At 74.5% G+C, this 22,001-nt stretch carries 15 protein-coding genes; 2 read left to right on the plus strand and 13 right to left on the minus strand.

Translation table 11 applies throughout. The features are described 5' to 3' along the window. Positions 1-44 precede the first annotated feature (44 nt). The 13 genes from NFS20_RS07885 to NFS20_RS07945 all read right to left on the minus strand — a co-directional run bounded on the left by NFS20_RS07885 (position 45) and on the right by NFS20_RS07945 (position 18,405). Entirely contained in the window at positions 45-1,898 is a 1,854-nt protein-coding gene (locus NFS20_RS07885) for an ABC transporter ATP-binding protein (protein ID WP_251151172.1), read from the minus strand. Further along, the gene (locus tag NFS20_RS07890) at positions 1,895-3,808 is read right to left on the minus strand and encodes an ABC transporter ATP-binding protein (RefSeq protein ID WP_251151261.1); all 1,914 of its coding nucleotides are present in this window, start codon (positions 3,806-3,808) and stop codon (positions 1,895-1,897) included. The genes NFS20_RS07885 and NFS20_RS07890 overlap by 4 nt, the downstream gene beginning before the upstream one ends. Positions 3,809-4,071: 263 nt before the next feature. Continuing rightward, positions 4,072-4,842 carry an imidazole glycerol phosphate synthase subunit HisF gene (gene hisF / locus NFS20_RS07895; RefSeq protein ID WP_251151173.1) on the minus strand — a complete coding sequence of 257 codons (771 nt, stop codon included), beginning with the start codon at positions 4,840-4,842 and terminating at the stop codon, positions 4,072-4,074. Beyond that, positions 4,839-5,804, minus strand: a complete 966-nt coding sequence (locus NFS20_RS07900) for an FKBP-type peptidyl-prolyl cis-trans isomerase (protein WP_251151174.1) — start codon at positions 5,802-5,804, stop codon at positions 4,839-4,841. The genes hisF and NFS20_RS07900 overlap by 4 nt, the downstream gene beginning before the upstream one ends. 81 nt (positions 5,805-5,885) lie before the next feature. After that, entirely contained in the window at positions 5,886-7,247 is a 1,362-nt protein-coding gene (gene pafA / locus NFS20_RS07905; RefSeq protein ID WP_251151175.1) for a Pup--protein ligase, read from the minus strand. Positions 7,248-7,253: 6 nt separating this feature from the next. Beyond that, positions 7,254-8,015 carry a proteasome subunit alpha gene (gene prcA, locus NFS20_RS07910; RefSeq protein ID WP_251151176.1) on the minus strand — a complete coding sequence of 254 codons (762 nt, stop codon included), beginning with the start codon at positions 8,013-8,015 and terminating at the stop codon, positions 7,254-7,256. Continuing rightward, on the minus strand, positions 8,012-8,899 hold the full coding sequence (gene prcB / locus NFS20_RS07915; protein ID WP_251151177.1) for a proteasome subunit beta: 888 nt from the start codon (positions 8,897-8,899) through the stop codon (positions 8,012-8,014). The genes prcA and prcB overlap by 4 nt, the downstream gene beginning before the upstream one ends. A 19-nt stretch (positions 8,900-8,918) precedes the next feature. Further along, positions 8,919-9,119 carry a ubiquitin-like protein Pup gene (locus NFS20_RS07920; RefSeq protein WP_251151178.1) on the minus strand — a complete coding sequence of 67 codons (201 nt, stop codon included), beginning with the start codon at positions 9,117-9,119 and terminating at the stop codon, positions 8,919-8,921. Between the two features lie 135 nt (positions 9,120-9,254). Continuing rightward, positions 9,255-10,889 carry a depupylase/deamidase Dop gene (gene dop, locus NFS20_RS07925; RefSeq protein ID WP_251151262.1) on the minus strand — a complete coding sequence of 545 codons (1,635 nt, stop codon included), beginning with the start codon at positions 10,887-10,889 and terminating at the stop codon, positions 9,255-9,257. Positions 10,890-11,406: 517 nt separating this feature from the next. Further along, entirely contained in the window at positions 11,407-13,059 is a 1,653-nt protein-coding gene (arc, locus tag NFS20_RS07930; RefSeq protein WP_251151179.1) for a proteasome ATPase, read from the minus strand. Between the two features lie 190 nt (positions 13,060-13,249). Beyond that, positions 13,250-14,389 carry a tRNA (adenine-N1)-methyltransferase gene (locus tag NFS20_RS07935; protein WP_502800793.1) on the minus strand — a complete coding sequence of 380 codons (1,140 nt, stop codon included), beginning with the start codon at positions 14,387-14,389 and terminating at the stop codon, positions 13,250-13,252. 80 nt (positions 14,390-14,469) lie between these two features. Further along, positions 14,470-15,651: a site-2 protease family protein gene (locus NFS20_RS07940; protein WP_251151180.1), complete on the minus strand. Its 1,182-nt coding sequence runs from the start codon at positions 15,649-15,651 to the stop codon at positions 14,470-14,472. A 9-nt stretch (positions 15,652-15,660) separates the two neighbouring features. Further along, positions 15,661-18,405, minus strand: a complete 2,745-nt coding sequence (locus NFS20_RS07945) for an ATP-binding protein (RefSeq protein ID WP_251151181.1) — start codon at positions 18,403-18,405, stop codon at positions 15,661-15,663. Positions 18,406-18,558: 153 nt separating this feature from the next. On the opposite strand from NFS20_RS07945, the gene NFS20_RS07950 reads away from it, so the two are divergent. Beyond that, positions 18,559-19,641, plus strand: coding sequence for a class I SAM-dependent methyltransferase (locus NFS20_RS07950; RefSeq protein WP_251151182.1), 1,083 nt, complete (start codon positions 18,559-18,561; stop codon positions 19,639-19,641). Positions 19,642-19,673: 32 nt separating this feature from the next. Further along, complete coding sequence (locus tag NFS20_RS07955) at positions 19,674-21,830, plus strand: alpha/beta fold hydrolase (RefSeq protein ID WP_251151183.1); 2,157 nt, start codon at positions 19,674-19,676, stop codon at positions 21,828-21,830. Positions 21,831-22,001 lie beyond the last annotated feature (171 nt).

Below are 22,001 nucleotides of genomic sequence, written 5' to 3' on the forward strand. Positions count from 1 at the left end.
CCTCGCCGGGCCGCGTGTCTCGCCCCGGACGGACGTGGGACCGGTCACCGCGTCTGCGAGACCCACGCGTCGTGCATGTGCGCGTAGACGCCGCCGGCGCGCACGAGCTCGTCGTGGTGCCCGAGCTCGACGACGTGCCCGGCGTCGACCACGACGACGAGGTCGGCGGCCTCGGCCGTGGACAGGCGGTGCGCGATCGTGAGCGTCGACCGCCCCGCCGTGAGCGACGCGAGGGCGCGCGCGATCCGCACCTCGGTCGCGGGGTCGACGGCGGACGTCGCCTCGTCGAGGACGAGCAGGTCGGCCTCCGCGAGGTACGCGCGCAGAAGTGCGACGAGCTGACGCTCCCCCGCCGACAACGACTCCCCGCGCTGGCCGACCTCGGTGTCGAGGCCGTCGGGCAGGTCCGCGACCCAGTCGGCGAGACCGAGCCGTTCGACCGCCGCCTCGATCTGTCCGCGCTCCGGCGTGCCCGCCGCGGGGTCGCCCACGTCGCCCCGCAGGCCGTAGGCCACGTTGTCGGCGAGCGTGCCGTCGAAGAGGAAGCCCTCCTGCGGGACGAGCACGACGCGCTCGCGGAGGCTCGCGGTGCGGAGCTCGCGCAGGTCGACCCCGTCGAGCAGCACCCGGCCGGCGGTGGGGTCCATGAGCCGCGTGACGAGCTTCGCGATCGTCGTCTTGCCCGACCCGGTCGCGCCGACCACCGCGACCGAGGCGCGGGCCGGCAGGTCGAGGTCGACCCCGTGCAGCACCTCCGGGCCGTCGGGGTACGCGAACCGCACGCCCTCGAGGCGCACGTGCGCCGGTCCGCGCGGACTCGTGACGCCGTCCTCGCCCGGGTCGACGACCTCGACCGGGGTCTCCAGGACCGCGAGCACGCGCCGCCAGCCCGCCACGGCGTTCTGCAGCTCGTTGAGGATCTCGGTCGCCATCTGGACCGGCCCCGTGAAGAGCTGGACGAGGAAGAGGAACGCGAGGAGCCGGCCCACGGAGATGTCGCCCGCGACGCCCAGGAGCGACCCGACGACCACGACGACGGCCAGGACGAGGTTCGCGACGAGGACGCCGCTGGAGAAGACCACCGCGACGAGCTTCTGCGCGCGGACCATCGCCCGGCGCGTGCCGTCGACGGCGGAGTCGATCCGCCGCGCGGTGCGCGCGCCCGCGCCGTAGGCCCGGATGGTCTCGGCGCCGACCACGGACTCGGAGATCGCGCCGAGCATCGCGCCGACGCGCGCCCGCACGGTCGTGTAGGCGTCGTTGACGCGCCGCTGCGCGGGACGCAGCACGAGGAAGAGGGGCACGAAGCAGGCCCACACGACGAGCGTGAGCTGCCACGAGTAGATCGCCATGAGCACCGTCGCGACGCCGATCTGCAGCACGGAGACGAGCAGCATGATGCCGCCCCACTGCACGAACAGCGAGATGGTGTCGACGTCGCTCGTCACGCGGGAGACGAGCGAGCCGCGGCGCTCGGTGTTCTGCGTGAGGACCGACAGGTCGTGGACGTGGCGGAAGGCGCGCACGCGCAGGTGCGCGAGCCCTGCCTCCGTCGACCGGAAGAGCCGGACGTTGACGAGCGCCGAGCACAGGCCCGCGACCACGAGCACCGCCGCGGCCGCGCCGACGAGCATCCCGACGCGTGCCGTGTCGGGCCCGCCGTCGGCGAGGATCCCGGTGTCGATCGTCTGCTGGACGGTCACGGGCACGACCACGCGGCCGAGCGCCGCCGCGACCGCGAGGCCGAGGGTGATCCAGAGCCCGTCGAGGATCTGCGGCGAGACCTGGACGCCGCGGCGCAGCGTCGCGAGCACGCCGAGCGAGCTCGCCGAGGCGATGCGCGAGTCGGCGGTCGCGCGCGTGGTCGTGCCCGGGTCCTGGGCCGTCGTGGTCGTCATTCCTCCAGCGCCCCTGCCTCGGTCCGACGCACGACGTCGTCCGCCTCGTCCTCACGCCAGCCCTCGCGCCGGTCCGGGTCCCCCGTCGAGGGTTCGGCCGTCTCGTCGGCGGCCTGCTCCTCGTGCCGACGGATCTCGTCGTCCGCGGCGTCCTGCTCGTCCGCGGCGCGCCGTTCCGCCTCGCGCGCGTAGGCGGTCGCGAGCTCGCGGTACCCGGGGTCGCGCGCGAGCAGCTCCTCGTGCGTCCCGACGTCGACCACGCGTCCCGACCCGACGTGCACGACGACGTCCGCGAGCGCCACGCTCGCCATGCGGTACGCGACCATGACGACCGTCGGCCGGTCCCGGCCCTCGTCCCGCAGCCCGGCGAGGATCTGCTGCTCGACGCGCGGGTCGACGGCTGACGTGGCGTCGTCGAGCACGAGCAGACGCGGGCGCCGGACGAGGGCGCGGGCGATGGCGAGCCGTTGGCGCTGTCCGCCGGAGAGGTTCGCGCCCCGCTCGCCGAGGGGGGCGTCGAGCCCGCCGGGCAGCCGCTCGATCACGTCGTCGACGCGCGCGAGCCGCAGCGCGTCCCAGACCTGGTCGTCGTCGGGACCGGTGCCCTCGTCGGCGAGGGTGACGTTCGAGCGCACGGTGTCCTCGAACACGAACGCCTGCTGCGCGACGAGCGCGACCTGCGCGGTGAGGTCGGACTGCCGGACCTCACGCACGTCGGTGCCGTCGAGCGTGACCCGGCCCCGCGTGGGGTCGGACAGGCGCGCGAGGAGGGACACGAGGGTCGTCTTGCCCGCGCCCGTCGAGCCCACGACCGCGACCGTGCTGCCGGGCGCGAGGTCGAGGTCGATCCCGTCGAGCAGCGTGACCGGACGGCCGCCGGGGCGGACGTCGACGCCCACGTCCTCGAACCGCACCCGGACCCCGCCCGCGCCGGCGAGGGTCCGCGCGCCCGGGACGAGCCCCGTCCCGGCGTCGACGACGCGGCTGATGCGCTCGTACCCGACGAGGCCGCGCGGCAGCTCGCCGAGGACCCAGCCGAAGGCGCGCACCGGGACGGCCATGATGGTCAGGAGGTACGCCGCCGTGACGATCTCGCCCGCCTGGACGCCGCCCGCCGCGAGGCGCACGGTGCCCACCCCGAGCACGAGGAGCGTGCCGAGGGACGGCAGCAGCTCGATGACCGGGTCGAAGAAGGCCCGCACGACGCCCACGCGGACGTTCGCGCCGCGCAGGGCGTCGGTGCGCTCCGCGAAGCGGCGCTCCTCGCGGTCCGCGGTGCCGAGCGACGTGACGAGCAGGGCCGCCTCGAAGCTCTCGTGCGCGACGTCGGCCACTTCCGCGCGCAGCTGCTGGGCGCGCGTGATCGCGGGCGACATGTAGCGCTGGAAGACGACGTTCACGGCGACGGCCACCGGGATGACGACGAGCGCGGCGCACGCCAGCCACACGTCGACGCGGAACAGCATGACCGCGGCGACCCCGATCATCACGACGACGCCGAGCGCGAAGGGCAGCGGGTTGAAGACCCCGGTCGCGGCCTCGACGTCGGAGCTCGCGTTCGACAGGAGCTGCCCGGCCGGGTGCGCGCGGTGCCACGACATGGGCAGCCGCAGGTACTGCCGCGTCACGGCCGTGCGGTGGCGGGCCTGGAGCGCGGCGTACCCGTTCCCGGCGAAGATGCGCCGCGCGGCGACGCTCGCCGCGAGGGAGACGGCGATGCCCGCGAGCACGAGGCCCGCGATCCAGATGCGGTCCCGCGCGGCCTCGTCACCCGCGAGCGCCGGCACGACGACCTCGTCGGTGACGGTGCCGATCGCGGCGCTCACGCCGACCGTCAGCGCGCCGAAGACCGCGGACGAGCCGATCGCGAGGACGTACGTGCGCGGCTCGTCGCGCAGGCCACGGCCCATGAGGGCGAGCGAGCGGCGCACGCGCGACCCGGTGAGGCCGTGGGGGCGACGGACCCGCGGTTCCGCGGGGAGGGAGTCAGGGACGGAGGGCTGGGCGTCGGCACCGTTCGGGCGCGTCGTGCTGCCGGGCACGGGACGTACCTCGTCTTTCGTTCGGGATCCTACGATCCTCTCACGAGGAATCGGTCCTGCCCGAGCCCGGTGCGCCGGTCCGGCCGCTACCGGCACGCCCGCACCTCGCCGTCATCCGGCGCGTGCCCGGCTCAGCGCACCTCGATGCCTGCGTCGCGCAGCGCGTCCTTCACCTGCCCGACGGTGAGCGCGCCGAAGTGGAAGACGCTCGCGGCGAGGACCGCGTCCGCCCCCGCCCGCGCCGCCTCGACGAAGTGCTCGGTGGTACCGGCTCCCCCGCTCGCGATGAGCGGTACGCGGACCTCGCGCCGCACCGCGGCGAACATCTCGAGGTCGAAGCCCGACGTCGTCCCGTCCGCGTCCATCGAGTTGAGCAGGATCTCGCCCGCCCCGAGCTCGGCCGCGCGCGCGGCCCAGCCGACCGCGTCGATGCCCGTGCCGCGTCGCCCGCCGTGGGTCGTCACCTCGTACCCCGAGTCCGTGCGCGCGTCCCCGGTGGTGCGGCGCGCGTCGACCGACAGCACGAGCACCTGGCTGCCGAACCGGTCGGCGATCTCGGCGATGAGCTCGGGACGCGCGATCGCGGCCGTGTTCACCCCGACCTTGTCGGCCCCCGCGCGCAGGAGCCGGTCGACGTCGTCGACCGCACGCACGCCGCCGCCCACCGTGAGCGGCACGAACACCTGCTCGGCGGTGCGACGCACGACGTCGTACGTCGTCTCGCGGTTGCCGGAGGACGCCGAGACGTCGAGGAACGTCACCTCGTCCGCGCCCTCGCGGTCGTAGCGGGACGCGAGCTCGACGGGGTCGCCCGCGTCGCGCAGGTTCTCGAAGTTCACGCCCTTGACGACGCGTCCCGCGTCGACGTCGAGGCACGGGATCACGCGGATCGCGACGGTCATGAGGTCTCTCCTTGGTCGGCCGGCGCCTCGCCGGTCTGGTCGGGCGCGGCAGGATCGGCCCCGCCCGCCGCCTCCTCCGCCGTCACGGGGAAGTGCGCGTCGAGGATGTCGACGACGTACACGAGCGTCTCGCCGGCGAGCGGGCTCGCGGTGCCCTCGTAGCCGAGCTCCGGCGGGACGACGAGCATGACCTGGCTGCCCACGGACTGCTCGAGCAGCCCCTGCTCCCAGCCCTCGATCACCTCGCCGAGGCCGATCATCACGGACGACGGGGCCGCGTCCGGCGCCCACGAGGTGTCGAACACCTCGCCGTCCGACCAGCGCACCCCCGTGAAGCGGACCGTGACGACCTGGCCCGCCTCGACCTGACGTCCGTCGCCGCGGATCAGCGGCCGGATCCCGAGGTCGCCCGGCGGGGCGGCGTCCGGCGGGATCGTGATCGTCGGGGCGCCGTCCTCGCCGAGCGTCACCGTCGGTACGCCCTCGGCGGCCGCGGGCGCGACGGCCTCCCCGTCCGCCCGGGTCGGCAGCACGTCGACCACGAGGACGACGGGGACGCCGTCGTCCTCCTCGACGTGCAGCAGGCGCGCCCCGACGCGCTGCCCGCGCAGCTCGTCGGCGAGCTCGCTGCCCACGGAGGAGTCGTCGAGCGTGAGCCACTGCGGCGCGTCGGCGTAGGTGTTCTGCAGCACCGTCGCGTCCCGCGCGTCCTGCGCGTAGAGGTTGAGGAGCACCGGGTCGCCGTCCACGAGCTCGCGTCCGGTCCCCGGCCACACCACCTCGGAGCGCACCTCCGGCACGTCGAGCGGGGGTGTGTAGTCGAGCGTGGGGGGCGACCCCGCGGAGCCGGTCACCTCGAGCGCGGTGTTCGCCGGCGTCGACGGCGTGTCCCCGGGCTCCTCGCACGCCCCCAGCAGGAGGGTGGCGGCGACCACCAGCCCGGTCGCGAACGCTCCGCGCACGCGCCGTCGTACCGGCCGTGCCGTCCCCGCGAAGGGCCGCACGACCGCCGGAACCACCGTCCTCACATCACGCCCCGCACGTCACATCGACTCGATGAGTCGTTCCACGCGCTCGTCGACGCTGCGGAAGGGGTCCTTGCACAGCACCGTGCGCTGCGCCTGGTCGTTGAGCTTGAGGTGCACCCAGTCGACCGTGTAGTCGCGGCGGGCCTCCTGTGCGGCGCGCACGAAGTCGCCGCGCAGCTTGGCGCGGGTCGTCTGCGGCGGGACCGCGGTCGACTCGAAGACCTCGAGGTCGGTCGTGATGCGCTCGACCATCCCGCGCGCCGCGAGGAGGTTGTACAGGCCCTCGGTGCGCGAGATGTCGTGGTAGGCCAGGTCGAGCCGGGCGATGCGCGGGTCGTCGAGCTCGAGGCCGTGCTTGGCCTGGTAGCGCTGGATGAGCCGGTACTTGATGACCCAGTCGAGCTCGCGGTCGACGAGCGAGAGGTCGCCCGACTCGAGCGCGCGCAGCCCGCGCTCCCACAAGTCGAGGACCTGCTTGACGACCGGCGTCGGGGAGACGCCCGCCTCCACGAACTCCTTGACCCGCTGCAGGTACTCGCCCTGCAGGTCGATCGCCGTGACCGTGCGCCCGCTCGCGAGCTGGACGGGCTGCTTGCCCGTCATGTCGTGGCTGATCTCGCGGATCGCGCGGATCGGGTTCTCCAGCGCGAGGTCCCGCATCGGTACGCCGGCCTCGATCATGCGCAGGATGAGGTCGGTCGTGCCGACCTTGAGCATGGTCGTCGTCTCCGCCATCGACGAGTCGCCCACGATGACGTGCAGCCGTCGGTAGCTCTCCGCGTCGGCATGCGGCTCGTCGCGCGTGTTGATGATGGGCCGCGAGCGCGTGGTCGCGCTCGACACGGCCTCCCAGATGTGGTCGGCGCGCTGCGACAGGCAGTAGACCGCGCCCCGCGGGGTGGAGAGCACCTTGCCGGCCCCGGTGAGCACCTGCCGCGTGATGAGGAACGGCACGAGCACGTCCGACAGCCGCGCGAAGTCGCCCTGGCGGCGCACGAGGTAGTTCTCGTGGCACCCGTAGGAGTTGCCCGCCGAGTCCGTGTTGTTCTTGAACAGGTGGATGCGACCGGGCAGCCCCTCGTGCTCGAGGCGCTGCTGCGCGTCGGCGACGAGGCCCTCGAGGATCCGCTCCCCGCCGCGGTCGTAGGCGACGAGCTGGCGCACGTCGTCGCACTCCGCGGTCGCGTACTCGGGGTGCGAGCCCACGTCGAGGTACAGACGCGAGCCGTTGCGCAGGAACACGTTCGACGAGCGTCCCCACGCGACGACCTTGCGGAACAGGTAGCGCGCGACCTCGTCGGCGGACAGCCCGCGACCGTCGTCCGACGCGCACGTCACGCCGTACTCGGTCTCGAGCCCGAAGATCCTGCGGTCCATGCCGTCCTACCCCTCGCTCGTCGCGCCGGGCGCGGGTTCGGCGTCGTCGCCCGTCGCCGGGGGCTCGCCGGGCGGCGCCTGCAGCAGGCCGTCGAGCACCGTCCCGGACAGGCGGCGGAACGCGCGGCGCGGTCGGGTGCGGTCGAGCACCGCGACCTCGAGCTGGTTCGCCGCGATCTCGCGCACCGGCTCGCCCTCGCCGCCCGAGCCCAGGGCCCGCACCGCGAGCCGCAGCACCTCGCCGAGCGACAGCCCGGGCTGCCACGCGTCGTCGAGGATGCGACCCAGCTGCTCCGACTGCCCGCCCATGACGACGTGGCCCTGCTCGTCGGCCACGGAGCCGTCGTACGAGAGGCGGTAGATCTGGTCCTGCGCGGACGTCGGCCCCACCTCCGCGACGACGAGCTCGACCTCGAGCGGCTTGGACTCCGTGGTGAACACCGTGCCGAGCGTCTGGGCGTACGCGTTCGCCAGACCCCGCGCGTTGACGTCCGTCCGGTCGTAGGAGTAGCCGCGCAGGTCGGCGTACCGCACACCCGCGACCCGCAGGTTCTCGAACTCGTTGTACTTGCCGACCGCCGCGAACGCGATCCGGTCGTAGATCTCCGAGATCTTGTGCAGCGCGCGCGACGGGTTCTCCGTCGCGAACGCGATCCCGTCCTCGTACGCGAGCACGACGACGGAGCGACCCCGGGCGATGCCCTTGCGCGCGAAGTCCGCCCGGTCCTTCATGAGCTGCTCGGGCGAGACGTAGAACGGCATCGTCATGCGAGGTCACCTCCCTGCTCGGCCGCGCCGCGACCGCCACCGGCGAGCCCGCGACGCTCGGCCACGATCTCCTCGACGACAGCCTCGAGCTCGGTCTCCGGGACCCGCGCGTAGCCGGCCCCCGTCACCACGGCGACGACCGGCCAGATCCGTCGCACCGTGTCGGGGCCGCCCGTCGCGGAGTCGTCGTCCGCGGCGTCGTACAGCGACTCGACGGCGACGCGCACGACCGCGTCCCGGTCCAGGCCCGGCCGCCACAGCTTCTTCAGCGCGCCGCGCGCGAACACCGACCCGGAGCCGACGCTGTGGTGGTCGCGCTCCTCGTAGCGCCCGCCCGTGACGTCGTAGGAGAAGATCCGGCCCTGCCCGCGGTCGAGGTCGAAGCCCGCGAACAGCGGCACCACGGCGAGGCCCTGCATCGCCATGCCGAGGTTCTGCCGGATCATCGTCGAGAGCCGGTTCGCCTTGCCGTCGAGCGACAGCAGCGTGCCCTCGATCTTCTCGTAGTGCTCGAGCTCGAGCTGGAACAGGCGCACGAGCTCGACCGCGAGGCCCGCCGTGCCGGCGATGCCGACGGCGGAGAACTCGTCCGCCGGGAAGACCTTCTCGATCTCTCGGTGCGCGATCATCGAGCCCATCGTCGCGCGCCGGTCACCGGCCATCACGACGCCGCCCGCGCCGTCGGCCCCGAACGTGCACGCCACGATCGTCGTGGCGTGCGGCGCCGCGGGTGCCGCGCCGGAGCCCGCGTGCGACGCCGCGCGGTGCGACGGCAGCAGGTCCGGGGCGTGACCGGAGAGGAAGTCGAGGAACGACGACGACCCGGGGGTCGTGAACGTGTCGGGGAGCCGCCCGGGCAGGCGGTCGGACCGGTGGGTGCTCATCAGCGGTCGGCCACCCTTCCTACTCGCCGCCCTTCTGCACGAAGCCCCGGACGAAGGACTCCGCGTTCGTCTCCAGGACCTCGTCGATCTCCTCCAGGAGGGCGTCCACCTCGGCGTCGCGCGACTGCGCCTGCGGCGCGGTGGGGACCTCCGGGGCGTCCGGCTCGTCGTCCGGACGACGCTCCTCGTGCGACGCGTGGGTGCGCTCCGTACCCGCCATGGTGGCCTCCTCGTCCGCCGGTCGTGACCGGCGCTCGTCGTCCGACCCGTCCGCGACCTCGGCCGCGGACGGTTCCTGCTCGCACGCGACGCCCCGTGCGGGGCGCCGTCGTGCGTCCAGCCTAGTTCCTGACCGTCACCCCGGTGCCGCGAGACCCGCCAGGAGGGACGCCGCGTCGGGGCTCGCGTCGAGCAGCGCGCCGATGTGGGCGCGGCTCCCCCGCAGCGGATCCATCATCGGGACGCGCTGCAGCGACGGCGAGCCCGGCACGTCGAAGATCACCGAGTCCCAGCTCGCCGCCGACACCTGGTCCCCGAACCGCGCCATGACCTCGCCGCGGAAGTACGCGCGCGTGTCCTCCGGCGCGTGGTGCACCGCCGCTCCCACATCGCGCTCCGTGACGACCCGGTCGACCGCACCGGCCGCGAGCAGCCGGTGGTAGATCCCGCGCTCCGGCCGCACGTCGGACCACTGCAGGTCCAGCGCCGCGAGCCGCGAGTGGCCCCAGTCGAGACCGTCGCGCTCGCGCAGCCGGTCGAGCAGACGGAGCTTCGCGACCCACTCGACGTCGCGCGCGCACGACTCCCGGTCGGTCGCGAGGCGCGTCAGGACGGACTCCCAGCGCTCCAGGACGTCGCTCGTCGGGTCGTCGAGGCCGCGCTCGCCCGCGAACCGGCGCGACGCCTCCGCGGCGACCTCGAGGTACTCGCGCTGGATCTCCAGCGCGGTGAGCGTCCGGCCGTCCGCGAGCCGCAGCCCCTGCGTCAGGTCGAGGTCGCGGCTCACACGCTGCACGTCGCCCACCGGGTCGGCGAGCCGCAGGCCCGCGAGGCGGGAACGCACCGCGGTGCCGAGCTCCTCGAGATGCTCGACGACGAACAGGACGAGCGACGTCGTGCCCGTCTTGAGGTACGTCGCCGTCTCGAAGAGGTTCGCGTCGCCGACGATGAGGTGCAGCCGCCGCCACCGCTGCCGGTCCGCGTGCGGCTCGTCGCGCGTGTTGACGATCGGGCGCCGCAGCGTCGTCTCCAGCCCCACCTCGGCCTCGACGTAGTCCGCGCGCTGCGAGACCTGGAACCCGTCCCCGTCGCCCGTGGGACCGAGCCCCACCCGCCCCGACCCGGCGAACACCTGTCGCGAGACGAGGAACGGCGTGAGGACCTCGACGATCACGCCGAACGGCACCGCGCGGTCCACGAGGTAGTTCTCGTGCGTGCCGTAGCTCGCGCCCTTGCCGTCGACGTTGTTCTTGTAGAGCACCACCGGGGCACCCGGCGCGTTCGCCAGCTCGCGCGACGCCGCCAGCATCACGCGCTCCCCCGCGACGTCCCAGCACACCACGTCGTGCGGCACCGTGACCTCGGGCGACGAGTACTCCGGGTGCGCGTGGTCCACGTACAGCCGCGCGCCGTTCGTCAGGATGACGTTCGCCGCGCTCGGGTCGTCGTACTCCTCCGTCGTGGGCCGCGCGACCTCCTGGAACGAGGCGTCGGTCTCGTCGACCCCGTCCCCCGCGACCGGCCCCGACGGCGCCGGCGCGGCCGGGTCGTCCGTGAGCAGGGACGGGTGCGCCGACGCGCGCGGCACGTGGAACCCCCGCGCGTCCTGCAGCGGGTCCTCGTCGTCGTAGTCCCACCGCGCCCGGCCCCGCGCGCCGTCGCTGCGCGCGGCGAGCGCCCGGTACGTCGTGACGACCTGGCTCGACATGAGCATCGGGTTCGCCAGGGGCTGGCCCGGCTGCAGCACGCCGTACTCGGTCTCGATCCCCATGACCCGTCGAACGCTCACGCGCCCACCCTAAGCCGCACCTGCGACGACGCGTCGCCCGTGTCCATGGGTGGCGCGCCGTCGGTGCTCGGGCTGGCCGCGCCGTCACCACGGCCGGCCGGCTGTCCGTCCGAGGAGCGCGGCCTTGACGCCCTTCGCATCCGACGTCGCCCCACCCGCTCGTCCGTCGGCTCACCAGGGCGGGCCTCGCCAGACGCCGCCCGCTCGTCCGTCGGTTCGCCGCCTCAGGCAGTGCCCGTCGCCGTCACGCCGTCACGCCCGCTCGTCCGACGGCGCGCCGCAGTCGACCGGCCCCGTGCCAGCCGGCCGGTCACCACCGCGCGTGGTGACGTCTGTACGGGACGGCGCCGGGGCGTGGCCGGAGAGGCGGCCGTGCCGGGTCGAGGTGGGCCCTGGCGGGAGCGGTGCGAGGAACGAGCACCGCGGATGGTAGACCCGGCACGGCCGCCCCGGAGTGCCACGTCCCGGCGCACCCCGCGAACCGCGAACCCGCGACGTCCTACAGGTACTGGCCGGTGTTCGTGACGGTGTCGATGGTGCGCGGGGAGCCGCCCTCGCCCTTCTTCTGGACGATCGTGCGGATGAAGACGATGCGCTCGCCCTTCTTGCCGCTGATGCGCGCCCAGTCGTCGGGGTTGGTGGTGTTCGGCAGGTCCTCGTTCTCCTTGAACTCGTCGACGCACGCCGAGAGGAGGTGGTCGACGCGGATGCCGCGCTGCCCGGTCGCGAGGAGGTCCTTGATCGCGGACTTCTTCGCGCGGTCGACGACGTTCTGGATCATCGCGCCGGAGTTGAAGTCCTTGAAGTAGAGGATCTCCTTGTCGCCGCTCGCGTAGGTGACCTCGAGGAACTGGTTCTCCTCGTCCTCGGAGTACATGCGCTCGACGACGGAGCGGATCATCGCGTCGAGCACCTCGCGCTCGTCGCCGCCGTGCTCGGCGAGGTCCGCCGCGTGGATCGGCAGGTCGTCGGTGAGGTACTTCGCGAAGATCTCCTTCGCGCCCTCGGCGTCGGGCCGCTCGATCTTGATCTTCACGTCGAGGCGTCCGGGCCGCAGGATCGCCGGGTCGATCATGTCCTCGCGGTTCGAGGCGCCGATGACGATGACGTTGTCGAGGCGCTCGACGCCGTCGATCTCGGACAGGAGCTGGGGCACGATCGTCGTCTCGACGTCCGACGAGAGGCCCGTGCCGCGCGTGCGGAAGAGCGACTCCATCTCGTCGAAGAACACGACCACGGGTGTTCCCTGGGACGCCTTCTCGCGCGCCCGGGCGAAGATCAGCCGGATGTGCCGCTCGGTCTCGCCGACGTACTTGTTGAGGAGCTCGGGCCCCTTGACGTTGAGGAAGAAGCTCTTCGCCGTGCCGGGCTCGACGTCCTCGCCGCGTGAGCGCGCGACGGTGTGGGCGAGCGAGTTCGCGACGGCCTTGGCGATGAGCGTCTTGCCGCAGCCGGGCGGACCGTAGAGCAGGACGCCCTTCGGCGGGCGCAGACCGTGCTCGCGGAACAGGTCGGGGTGCGTGAACGGCAGCTCGACGGCGTCGCGGATCTGCTCGATCTGCGGCCCGAGGCCTCCGATGTCCTCGTACCGGATGTCCGGCACCTCCTCGAGGACGAGCTCCTCGACCTCGGACTTCGGGATGACCTCGAACACGAAGCCCGAGCGGGTGTCGATCGTCAGGGAGTCGCCGACACGCAGCGCCGTGTGCGCGACGGAGCCCGCGAGGCGCACGACGCGTTCCTCGTCGGCACGCCCGACGACGAGCGCGCGGTCGGCGTCGAGGATCTCCTTGACCGTGACGATCTCGCCGGTGCGCTCGTAGCCACCGGCGGCGACGACCGTCATGGCCTCGTTGAGCTTGACCTCCTGGCCGGGGCGCAGGCGCTCGACGTCGAGGCTCGGGCTCGCGCCCACGTGCATCTTGCGACCGGACGCGGACACGTCGACGGAGCCGTCCGCGTGCGCCGCGAGGAACACGGCGTACGTGCCCGGGGGCTTGGCCAGGTCGTCGATCTGGCGCTTGAGGTCGAGGATCTGGTCCCGCGCGGCGCGCAACGCCTCGGCGAGCCTCTCGTTCTTCGCGGAGAGCAGTGCGAGCTCTCGCGCGCCGCTGGGCGCGCTCTCGTCGCTGCGGCCGAATGTCTCGCTCATCGGGTGTTCCCCTCTCGCCGGCGGCTCCCCCGGTCGCCGCACGGCGGCCGGGAGGCCCGCGGCGTGAGCCGCGACCTGCCGTGGTCGGCCACCACCGGCGATCGGGTTCTAGACCTTAGGCACAATTCTGGTCCGCGTACACGGACGACACCCACCGTGAGACGACGCGGTGCCGATCGTTACCGGAACGTCACGCGCCCGACACGTCGTCCGGGGCCTCTCGGACGACGCCCGTCGCGGCCTCCGACACGGCCCCCGACGTGGTCTCCGAGGCGGCCTCCGGGGCGTCCGCCCCGGGTGCCTGCCCGACGTCGCGCCGCACCCGGCGGATCTTCTTCTCCGACACGGGTCGCTCCCCGAGCTCCTCGGGCGACCACTGCTCCGCGTCGGTCGGGTACGCGCCCTTCGCGGGCCGGCGCCTGCGCTCCGGCGGCGCGACGCCGTCGGCGAGACGCCGCGCGGTGAGGAGGAAGCCGGTGTGCCCGATCATGCGGTGCTGCGGGCGCACCGCGAGCCCTTCGAGGTGCCAGCCCCGGACCATCGACTCCCACGCGACCGGCTCGGCGTAGCGGCCGTCGGAACGCAGGTCCTCGGCGAGCCGGGACAGCTGCGTGGTGGTCGCGACGTAGCAGACGAGCACGCCGCCGGGCACGAGGGCGCGCGCCACGACGTCGAGGTTCTCCCACGGGGCGAGCATGTCGAGCACCACGCGGTCCACCGTGCCGTCGGGAGCGACGGTCGGCAGGACGTCGGCGAGGTCACCCACGGAGAGCGTCCACGCGGGGTGCTCGCCGCCGAAGAAGTTCTCGACGTTGCCGCGCGCGATCGCCGCGAAGTCCTCGCGGCGCTCGATCGAGTGGAGGTCGCCCGCGTCGCCGACGGCGCGCAGGAGCGACATGGTCAGCGCGCCGGAGCCCACGCCCGCCTCGATCACGCGCGCACCGGGGAAGACGTCGGCCATCGCGACGATCTGCCCGGCGTCCTTGGGGTAGACCACCGCGGCGCCGCGCGGCATGGAGAGCACGTAGTCGGACAGCAGCGGGCGCAGCGCGAGGTACTCGATCTCCGCGGTGTTGCGGACGACCGAGCCCTCAGGGGCTCCGATGAGGTCGTCGTGCCGGAGGTAGCCCTTGTGCGTGTGGAACGTGGCTCCCGGCGCGAGCGTGATCGTGTGCAGACGGCCCCGGGGGTCCGTGAGCTGCACCTTGTCCCCCACGCGCAGCGGGCCACGCCGCTGGTCGGCACCCGTCGTGCCGGGGCGCGCTGGGCCGTCCGCGGTCTCGGGGGCGGAGGGCTGGCCGGGCGGGGTGGCGGTGGGCTCGTCGGTCACGGGCGACCATCCTACGGGGCCGCCTGCGCGGCCCGGCGAGCTCGGCCCTGCGCGAGCCGCACGAACCGTGGCGGACGGGCTCAGCGCCGACGTGCGTCGCGGAGCGCGGTGACGACCCGGGCGACCTCGAGCACCCCGACGACGCGGCCGCCGTCGGTCACGGGGACGACGGCCGCCTGCCGCCCCGCGCGGGCGAGCGCGGCGAGCATCTCCTGCCCGGCGAGGCCGGCGTCGACGGCGGCGCCGGGCGGCAGCGGCACGGCGACCGCGCCGACGGGCGTCGTCTCGGCGGCGTCGGGCGGGACCGCGGCGGCCGCGGCCGGGTCGACGTACCCGACGGACCGGCCACCGTCGTCGACGAGGACGGCCAGCACGTGCGGGCCGCCCGCGAGCGCCACGGCACGACCGGCCGCCGCGACCGACGCGGCCGTGCCCACGGGGACGGCAGGCCGCGCGAGGCCCCGCACCGACAGGCCCGAGACCGCCTCGCGCGTCCGCCCGGCCGCGATCGCCTGCCCCGCGCCGGACCAGAGGAAGGCGCCGATGAGGGCCGCCCACGCGACGGTCCAGAGGGAGGGCTGCCGGCCGACCGACAGCGGCCACAGCAGCGCCCACGCGACGACGCCCACGGCGACGGCGCGGCCGACCCAGCCCGCGGCGACCGTGCCCGTGGTCCGCGAGCCGGTCGCCGCCCACACGGCGGACTCCAGGATCTGCCCGCCGTCGAGCGGGAGCCCGGGCAGGAGGTTGAAGAACCCGACGAACGCGTTGGAGAACGCGCCCGCGTACAGCAGCAGGGCGGGGACGGAGAAGACGTCCATCGTCTGGAAGGTGAGCCAGAACACGACCGCGAGCGCGAGGTTCGTCAGCGGGCCGACGACCGAGATGAGGAACCCGTCGAGCGGACGGGCCGACGTCCCGGAGTACGCGGTGTGCCCGCCCCACAGCGTCACCGCGAGCTCGGTCACGTGCTGGCCCCGGGCGCGGGCGACGAGCGCGTGCGCGACCTCGTGCAGGAAGACCGACCCGAACAGCAGCAGGACGAAGGCGAAGGACACGAGGAACCGCTCGCCGCCGAGGTGGGGCGCGAGGTTCTCGACCGTCGGCGCGAACAGCACGGTGAGGATCGCGGCAGCCAGGAACCACGACGGCGTGAGGATGACGGGGGCACCCGAGACGCGACCGATCACCCAGCCCTTGGTGCGCCCGGGCGCGTCCTGGCGTGCGGGCCTGCGGGGGGCTCGGGGCTCTGGTCCGTCCACCGGCACAGACTATGCGGTCGGCGGGTCCGCTCCCCGGAGCACGTCGGCGAGCTCCTCCCGGGAGTGGATGCCGAGCCGCGTGTACACCTTGCGCAGGTGGTACTCGATCGTCTTGGGGCTGAGGAACAGGGCCGCCGCCGCCTCGCGCGTCGTCCGTCCCTCCGTGAGGAGCAGGCAGACCTGCAGCTCCTGGGGGGTGAGTGCCCCGGGTCCCACCCCCTCCCGTGCGGCGACCCTCTCGCCGGTCGCCTCGAGCTCGACCCGCGTGCTGGCCGCCCAGACGACCGCCCCGAGGGCGTCGAACGTGCCCAGTGCGTCCCGCAGGAGCAGCCGGGCGTCGACGCGACGCCCGGCCCGGCGCAGCCGCATCCCGTAGGCGAGCTGCGTCCGGGCGCGCTCGAAGACGTCCCGGGTCCGCGCGTGACGGGCGAGGGCCGACGCGAAGTGCGCCTCGAACTCGCCCTCGGCGGCGACGAGCCCGAGCGCCCGGTCGGCGCGGGCGCGCGTCCAGGGTCGCCCGCTGGCCGTGGCGGAGGCCGCGAACCGTGCGGCGACAGCCCGGGCCGCCGCGGACCTCCCCGTCCGTTCCAGGGCGTCGACCAGCTCCGGCCCGGGGTGCAGGTCGGGATCGCCCACACCCAGCTCCTCGAGCCGCGCGGCGAGCACCGTGAGCCGGTCCGCCGCCTCGTCCGGCCTGCCCTCCGACAGCGCGAGGTCGCCGAGCGCGAGCTCGCACCAGATCTCGCCGAAGAGCATCGACCGCTCACGGCAGAGCGCCGACGCGTCCGCCGCGTGCTGCCGGCACGCCGCGCTCCGCCCGGCGCGCGACTCGAGCCAGGTGAGTCCTGCGAGCGCCATGGCGAGCTCCCCGCCCTGGCCGGTCTCCCGGGCCAGCCGTGCGGCCTCGTCGTAGTTGGCCGCCGCCCGCTCCCAGGCGTTCGACGTCGCCTGGTCCCGGGCCACGTGGAAGAGCACGTCGGGCAGCACGCCCACGCCCACGCGCGTGCGGACCTGGTCCACCAGGGCGCGCAGCGGCGCGCCGTCGACGGCGTCGCGCAGGAACAGCGGCGCCAGCATGAGCCAGGGCAGCGCGGCGGGGTGCGCGAGGGGGTCGACGTGCTCGGCCAGCAGCGCGACGGCGGCACGGAGTCGCGACGTGCTGTCCCGACCGAGGAGGACGCCCGACGCCCCGGACGACGCCAGCCCGACGGCCCGGGCCACGGGATCCGTCGTGTCGGGCAGGGACGCGACCAGCCGTGCCTCGACGCGACGCAGGGCGACCGTGTCGACGAGGTACATGCACGCGCGGCTCGCCTCCGCGAGGAGCAGGACACGGTCGTCGACGGTGGCGAGGTCGGCCGCCCGCTCGAGCAGGTCGAGGCCGACGCGCGCCGAGCCCGAGCGCATCGCGAGGGTGGCGCGCAGCTCCGCTCCGTGCGCGGTGAGAGGACCGCTCGGCGGTTCGGCCTCGTCCAGGAGCGCCAGCGCCCGGTCGGGAAGGCCCCCTGACGCGGCAGCGCGTGCGGACGCGACGAGCCGCGTCCGCGCCGCACCGGTCGTCGGGCTCAGCCGGGCGGCGCGCTCGAGGGCGGTCGACGCGACGGTGAACGCCGTGCGTGCCGCCGCCCTGTCGCCGAGCTCCTCGAGGAGGGTCGCGACGTCCTCGTCGAGCCGGGTCGTGGCGGCGGCCAGGTGCCACGCGTGCCGGTCGGCGTCCACGGACGCGAGCTCGGCGGCGAGGCTGCCGTGCACCCGGCGGCGCACCTCCTGGTCGGCGGCACCGTAGACCACCGAGCGCAGCAGCGGGTGGCGGAACGTGATGCGCTCGCCCTCGACCGTGAGCAGGCCCGCCCTCGCGGCACCGTCGAGACCGGTGGGGTCGAGGTCGAGCCGACGGCACGCGGCGCGGGTGAGCCGGAGGTCGCCCCCGGCGAGCGCCGCCACGAGCGCGACGGTCCGGTCGGCCGTCGACAGGGCGTCCAGCCGCCGCGCGAAGGACCTCTGGAGCCGCTCGGGGAGGGTGTGCGGGAACCCCGCCGCGGCGTCGCCCGCGGTCGGGTCGTCCAGCGGTTCAGCCGCGAGCTCGAGCAGGGCGAGGGGGTTCCCGCCGGTCTCCCGGTAGAGGTCGTCGAGCGCGCGCGACGGCCCGGACGGGAACGCCGCGGAGAGCAGCCGCGCGGCGGCGTCCGGTGCGATGCCGGCGAGGTCGAGCGCGGGCAGGTCGCGCACGGGCTCCGGGAGCTCGCCGCTGCGTCCCGCGACGAGCACCGCGACGGGGTCGTCGCGCACGCGGCGCGCGGCGAAGGCCAGCGCGTCGACCGACGGCCGGTCCGCCCAGTGCACGTCGTCCAGGACGACGACGACCGGGCCGTCCTCGGCATACCGGCTGAGCAGGCTCAGGGTCGCCGCGCCGATGGCGAACCGGTCCCTCCCGTCGCCGGGACGGAGGCTGAGCGCTGCCCCCAGCTCGACGGCCTGCGGGCCGGGGATGTCGTCGAGCAGCGGCAGGGCGGGCAGCAGCAGCGCGTGGAGCGCCGCGAACGGCAGGTCCCGCTCCACCTCCGCAGGCGTCACCTCGAGCACCCGCGTGACCCCGTCGCCGCCGACAGAGGTCGCGACGGCGTCGGCCAGGAGCGCGGTCTTGCCGATCCCCGGCTCCCCCGTGACGACCAGCGCGCCACCGCGGCCGAGACGCGCGGAGGCGAGGAGGCGGGAGACCGTCTCCTGCTCGGCGGCCCTGCCGAGGAGCACCACGTCCACAAGTCTAGGGAGCCGCCCGCGGGCCCGGCGGGACGAGGCCCCTGGCGCCGGACGACCAGGGGGGCCACCTGACGCGGGCGGTGCGGGCAGACGCCTACGTTCGCGGTACCGGCACCCGCCGGGACACCGACACGACAGGAGCATCCGATGAGCACCCCGACCGAGGCGCCCCCGGCCCTCGACATGGACGCCCTCATGGCGTTCGTCTTCCGCGCCGTCGACGAGGTCGGCGCGACCCTCAACGCGGCGCTCGTCGTCCTCGGCGACAAGCTCGGCTACTACCGGGACCTCGCGGCCCACGGGCCGACGACGCCGGCGGAGCTGGCCGAGCGCACCGGGACGGCCGAGCCGTACGCCCGGGAGTGGCTCAACGCCCAGGCCGCGGGCGACTACCTCACGTACGACCCGCCGTCGGGCCGCTACACGCTCCCGCCCGAGCAGGCGGTCGCGCTCACGGTCGAGGACAGCCCGGCGTTCCTGCCCGGCTTCTTCCAGCTCGCCCTGGGCACGGTGCACGACGTCGACCACGTGCTCGACGCCGCCCGGAGCGGCGGGGGGTACGGGTGGCACGAGCACGTCACCGACGTCCACGTCGGCTGCGAGCGGTTCTTCCGTCCCAGCTACCACGCGCACCTCGTCGACGAGTGGCTCCCCGCGCTGGACGGGGTCGTCGAGAAGCTGCAGGCGGGCGCCCTCGTCGCGGACGTGGGCTGCGGGCACGGTGCGTCGACCGTGCTCATGGCCCAGGCGTTCCCGGAGTCGCGGTTCGTGGGCTCCGACTACCACCCCGAGTCGATCGCCACCGCGCGGCAGCGGGCGGCGGACGCGGGCGTCTCCGACCGTATCCGGTTCGAGGTCGCCTCGGCCCAGGAGCTCCCGGGGACGGGCTTCGACCTCGTGACGATGTTCGACTGCCTGCACGACATGGGCGACCCTGTCGGGGCGGCCGAGCAGGTCCGGCGCGCGCTGGCCCCGGACGGCACCTGGATGGTCGTCGAGCCGATGGCCGGAGACCACGTGGAGGACAACCTCAACCCCGTCGGTCGCGCCTACTACGGCTTCTCCACGCTGCTGTGCACGCCGGCGTCGCTGTCGCAGGACGTCGGGCTCGCGCTCGGCACGCAGGCCGGGCCGGCCCGCATCCGGGACGTCGCGACCGCGGCGGGCTTCGGCCGGTTCGCGTCCGTCGCCGAGACGCCGTTCAACCGCGTCCTGGAGATCCGGGCCTGACGCTCGGGGGCCGGGAGGAGTAGGAATTGAGCATGGAACCGAGGGAGCCGCGGCCCGCACGCCCGCCGGACCGGACCGGAGTCACCGTCCGGGACGGCGTGCGGCTCCCCTGGGCCGTCCACGGCAGCGGGGCGCCCACGGTGGTCCTGCTGCCCACCTGGTCCCTCGTGCGGTCCCGGTTCTGGAAGGCCCAGGTGCCCTACCTCTCCCGGTCCTCCCGCGTCGTCACCTTCGACGGCCGCGGCAGCGGGGACGCCGGCCGGCCCGAGGGCGCCGCGGCCTACACCGACGAGCAGTACGCCGCGGACGCCGCCGCGGTCCTCGACGCCACCGGGACCGACCGGGCCGTCGTCGTGGGGTACTCCTGCGGGGCGGCCTGGGCGGTCCACCTGGCCGTGGCCCACCCGGCACGCGTGCTGGGGATCGTCGCCATCGCACCCTCGTGCGGGCTGGCCGTCTCGATGCCGGAGCGCGAGCGGTACGCGTGGGACGGCCACCACGACACCACGGAGGGCTGGGCCAAGTACAGCAAGGAGTACTGGCTCGGCGGCGGCTACGACGACTACGTCGACTTCTTCGCCCGGAAGATGTTCACCGAGCCCCACTCCACCAAGCAGGTCGAGGACGTCGTCGCGTGGGCCCACGAGGTCAGCCCGCAGACGCTCGCCGACACCACGGCCGGGCGGCTCGGGCTCGAGGGCGCCACCCGGACGCCGCTCGACCCCCTGTGCGAGCAGGTGCGCTGCCCGGTGCTCGTCGTGCACGGCACCCAGGACGCCGTCCGTCCCGCCGCCATCGGGGAGCGGCTCGCCGCGCTCACCGGGGGCGAGCTCGTCCTGGTCGACGGCGGCGGGCACGGGCTGCCGGCACGCGACCCGGTCCGGACCAACCTGCTCGTCCGGGAGTTCGTCGAGCGGATCGCGGCCAGGGAGACCCGGCCGCCGCCCCGCCGTCGGACCTGGACGCGTGCGCAGCGCCGGCGCCGCCGGGCCCTGTACCTGTCCTCCCCGATCGGCCTCGGCCACGCCCGGCGCGACCTCGCCGTCGCGCGCGGGCTGCGCGAGCACCACCCGGACCTCGAGGTCGACTGGTTGACCCAGCACCCGGTGACCCGCGTGCTCGCCGACGCCGGCGAGCGGGTGCACCCGGCCTCGGCGTGGCTCGCCAACGAGTCGGCCCACGTCGAGGACGAGTCCGCCGACCACGACCTGCACGCGTTCCAGGCGATCCGCCGGATGGACGAGATCATGGTGAACAACTTCATGGTGTTCGCCGACGTCGTGGCGGACGGCGACTACGACCTCGTCGTCGGGGACGAGGCGTGGGACGTCGACCACTTCCTCCACGAGAACCCCGAGCTCAAGCGGTTCTCGTTCGCCTGGATGACGGACTTCGTCGGCTGGGTCCCGATGCCGGACGGCGGTGCCCGCGAGGCGGCGCTCACCGCGGACTACAATGCGGAGATGGTCGAGCAGAGGGCGCGCTATCGGCGGGTGCGGGACCGCTCGTTCTTCGTCGGCGAACCGGCGGACGTCGTCGACCTCCCGCTCGGTCCCGGCCTCCCGGGGATCCGGGAGTGGACCGAGGACAACTTCGACTTCGCCGGCTACGTCACGGGGTTCGTCCCACCGACCGTGGCGGAGCGCGAGGACCTGCGGCACCGTCTGGGCTACGGCCCCGACGACGTGCTGTGCGTCGTCACCGTCGGTGGTTCCGGCGTTGGGACCTCGCTGCTGCGGCGCGTGCTCGACGCCGTCCCGGCCGCCCGACGGCTGGTCGACGGGCTGCACGTCCTCGTCGTGACCGGGCCCCGGATCGACCCCGCGAGCCTGCCGCGTCAGACCGGCGTCACGTACCGCGGCTACGTCCCGGAGCTGTACCGGCACCTGGCCGCGTCCGACCTCGCCGTCGTGCAGGGCGGGCTGACGACGTGCATGGAGCTCGCCGCCGCGGGCACGCCGTTCCTCTACGTCCCGCTGCGCCATCACTTCGAGCAGAACGTCCACGTCCGGCACCGGCTCGAGCGCTACGGCGCGGGCCGGTGCGTCGAGTACGCCGAGGCGTCCGACCCGGACGCGCTCGCTGCGGCGATGGTGGCCGAGCTCTCCGGCGGGCGCGACCGGCGCACCCTGCCGGTCGAGACGGGTGGCGCCGCGCGCGCCGCCGCGATGCTCGCCGAGCTGCTCTGAGCCGCCCGACCTGTGACCCACGACCGCGCCGCGGGCGGACGGCTCGTGCGACCATCGGCCGGTGCGCACCGACGACGCCGCTGACGCGAGCACGCGCGCACGACCGGCCGGCCGGAGCTGCACGAGCACGCGGCGATGTACCGACGGGACGCCGGGCGCTCGCCGTCGTGG

Origin of the sequence: Cellulosimicrobium sp. Marseille-Q4280, from assembly GCF_943181405.1 — a bacterium.
Lineage (GTDB): Bacteria > Actinomycetota > Actinomycetes > Actinomycetales > Cellulomonadaceae > Cellulosimicrobium.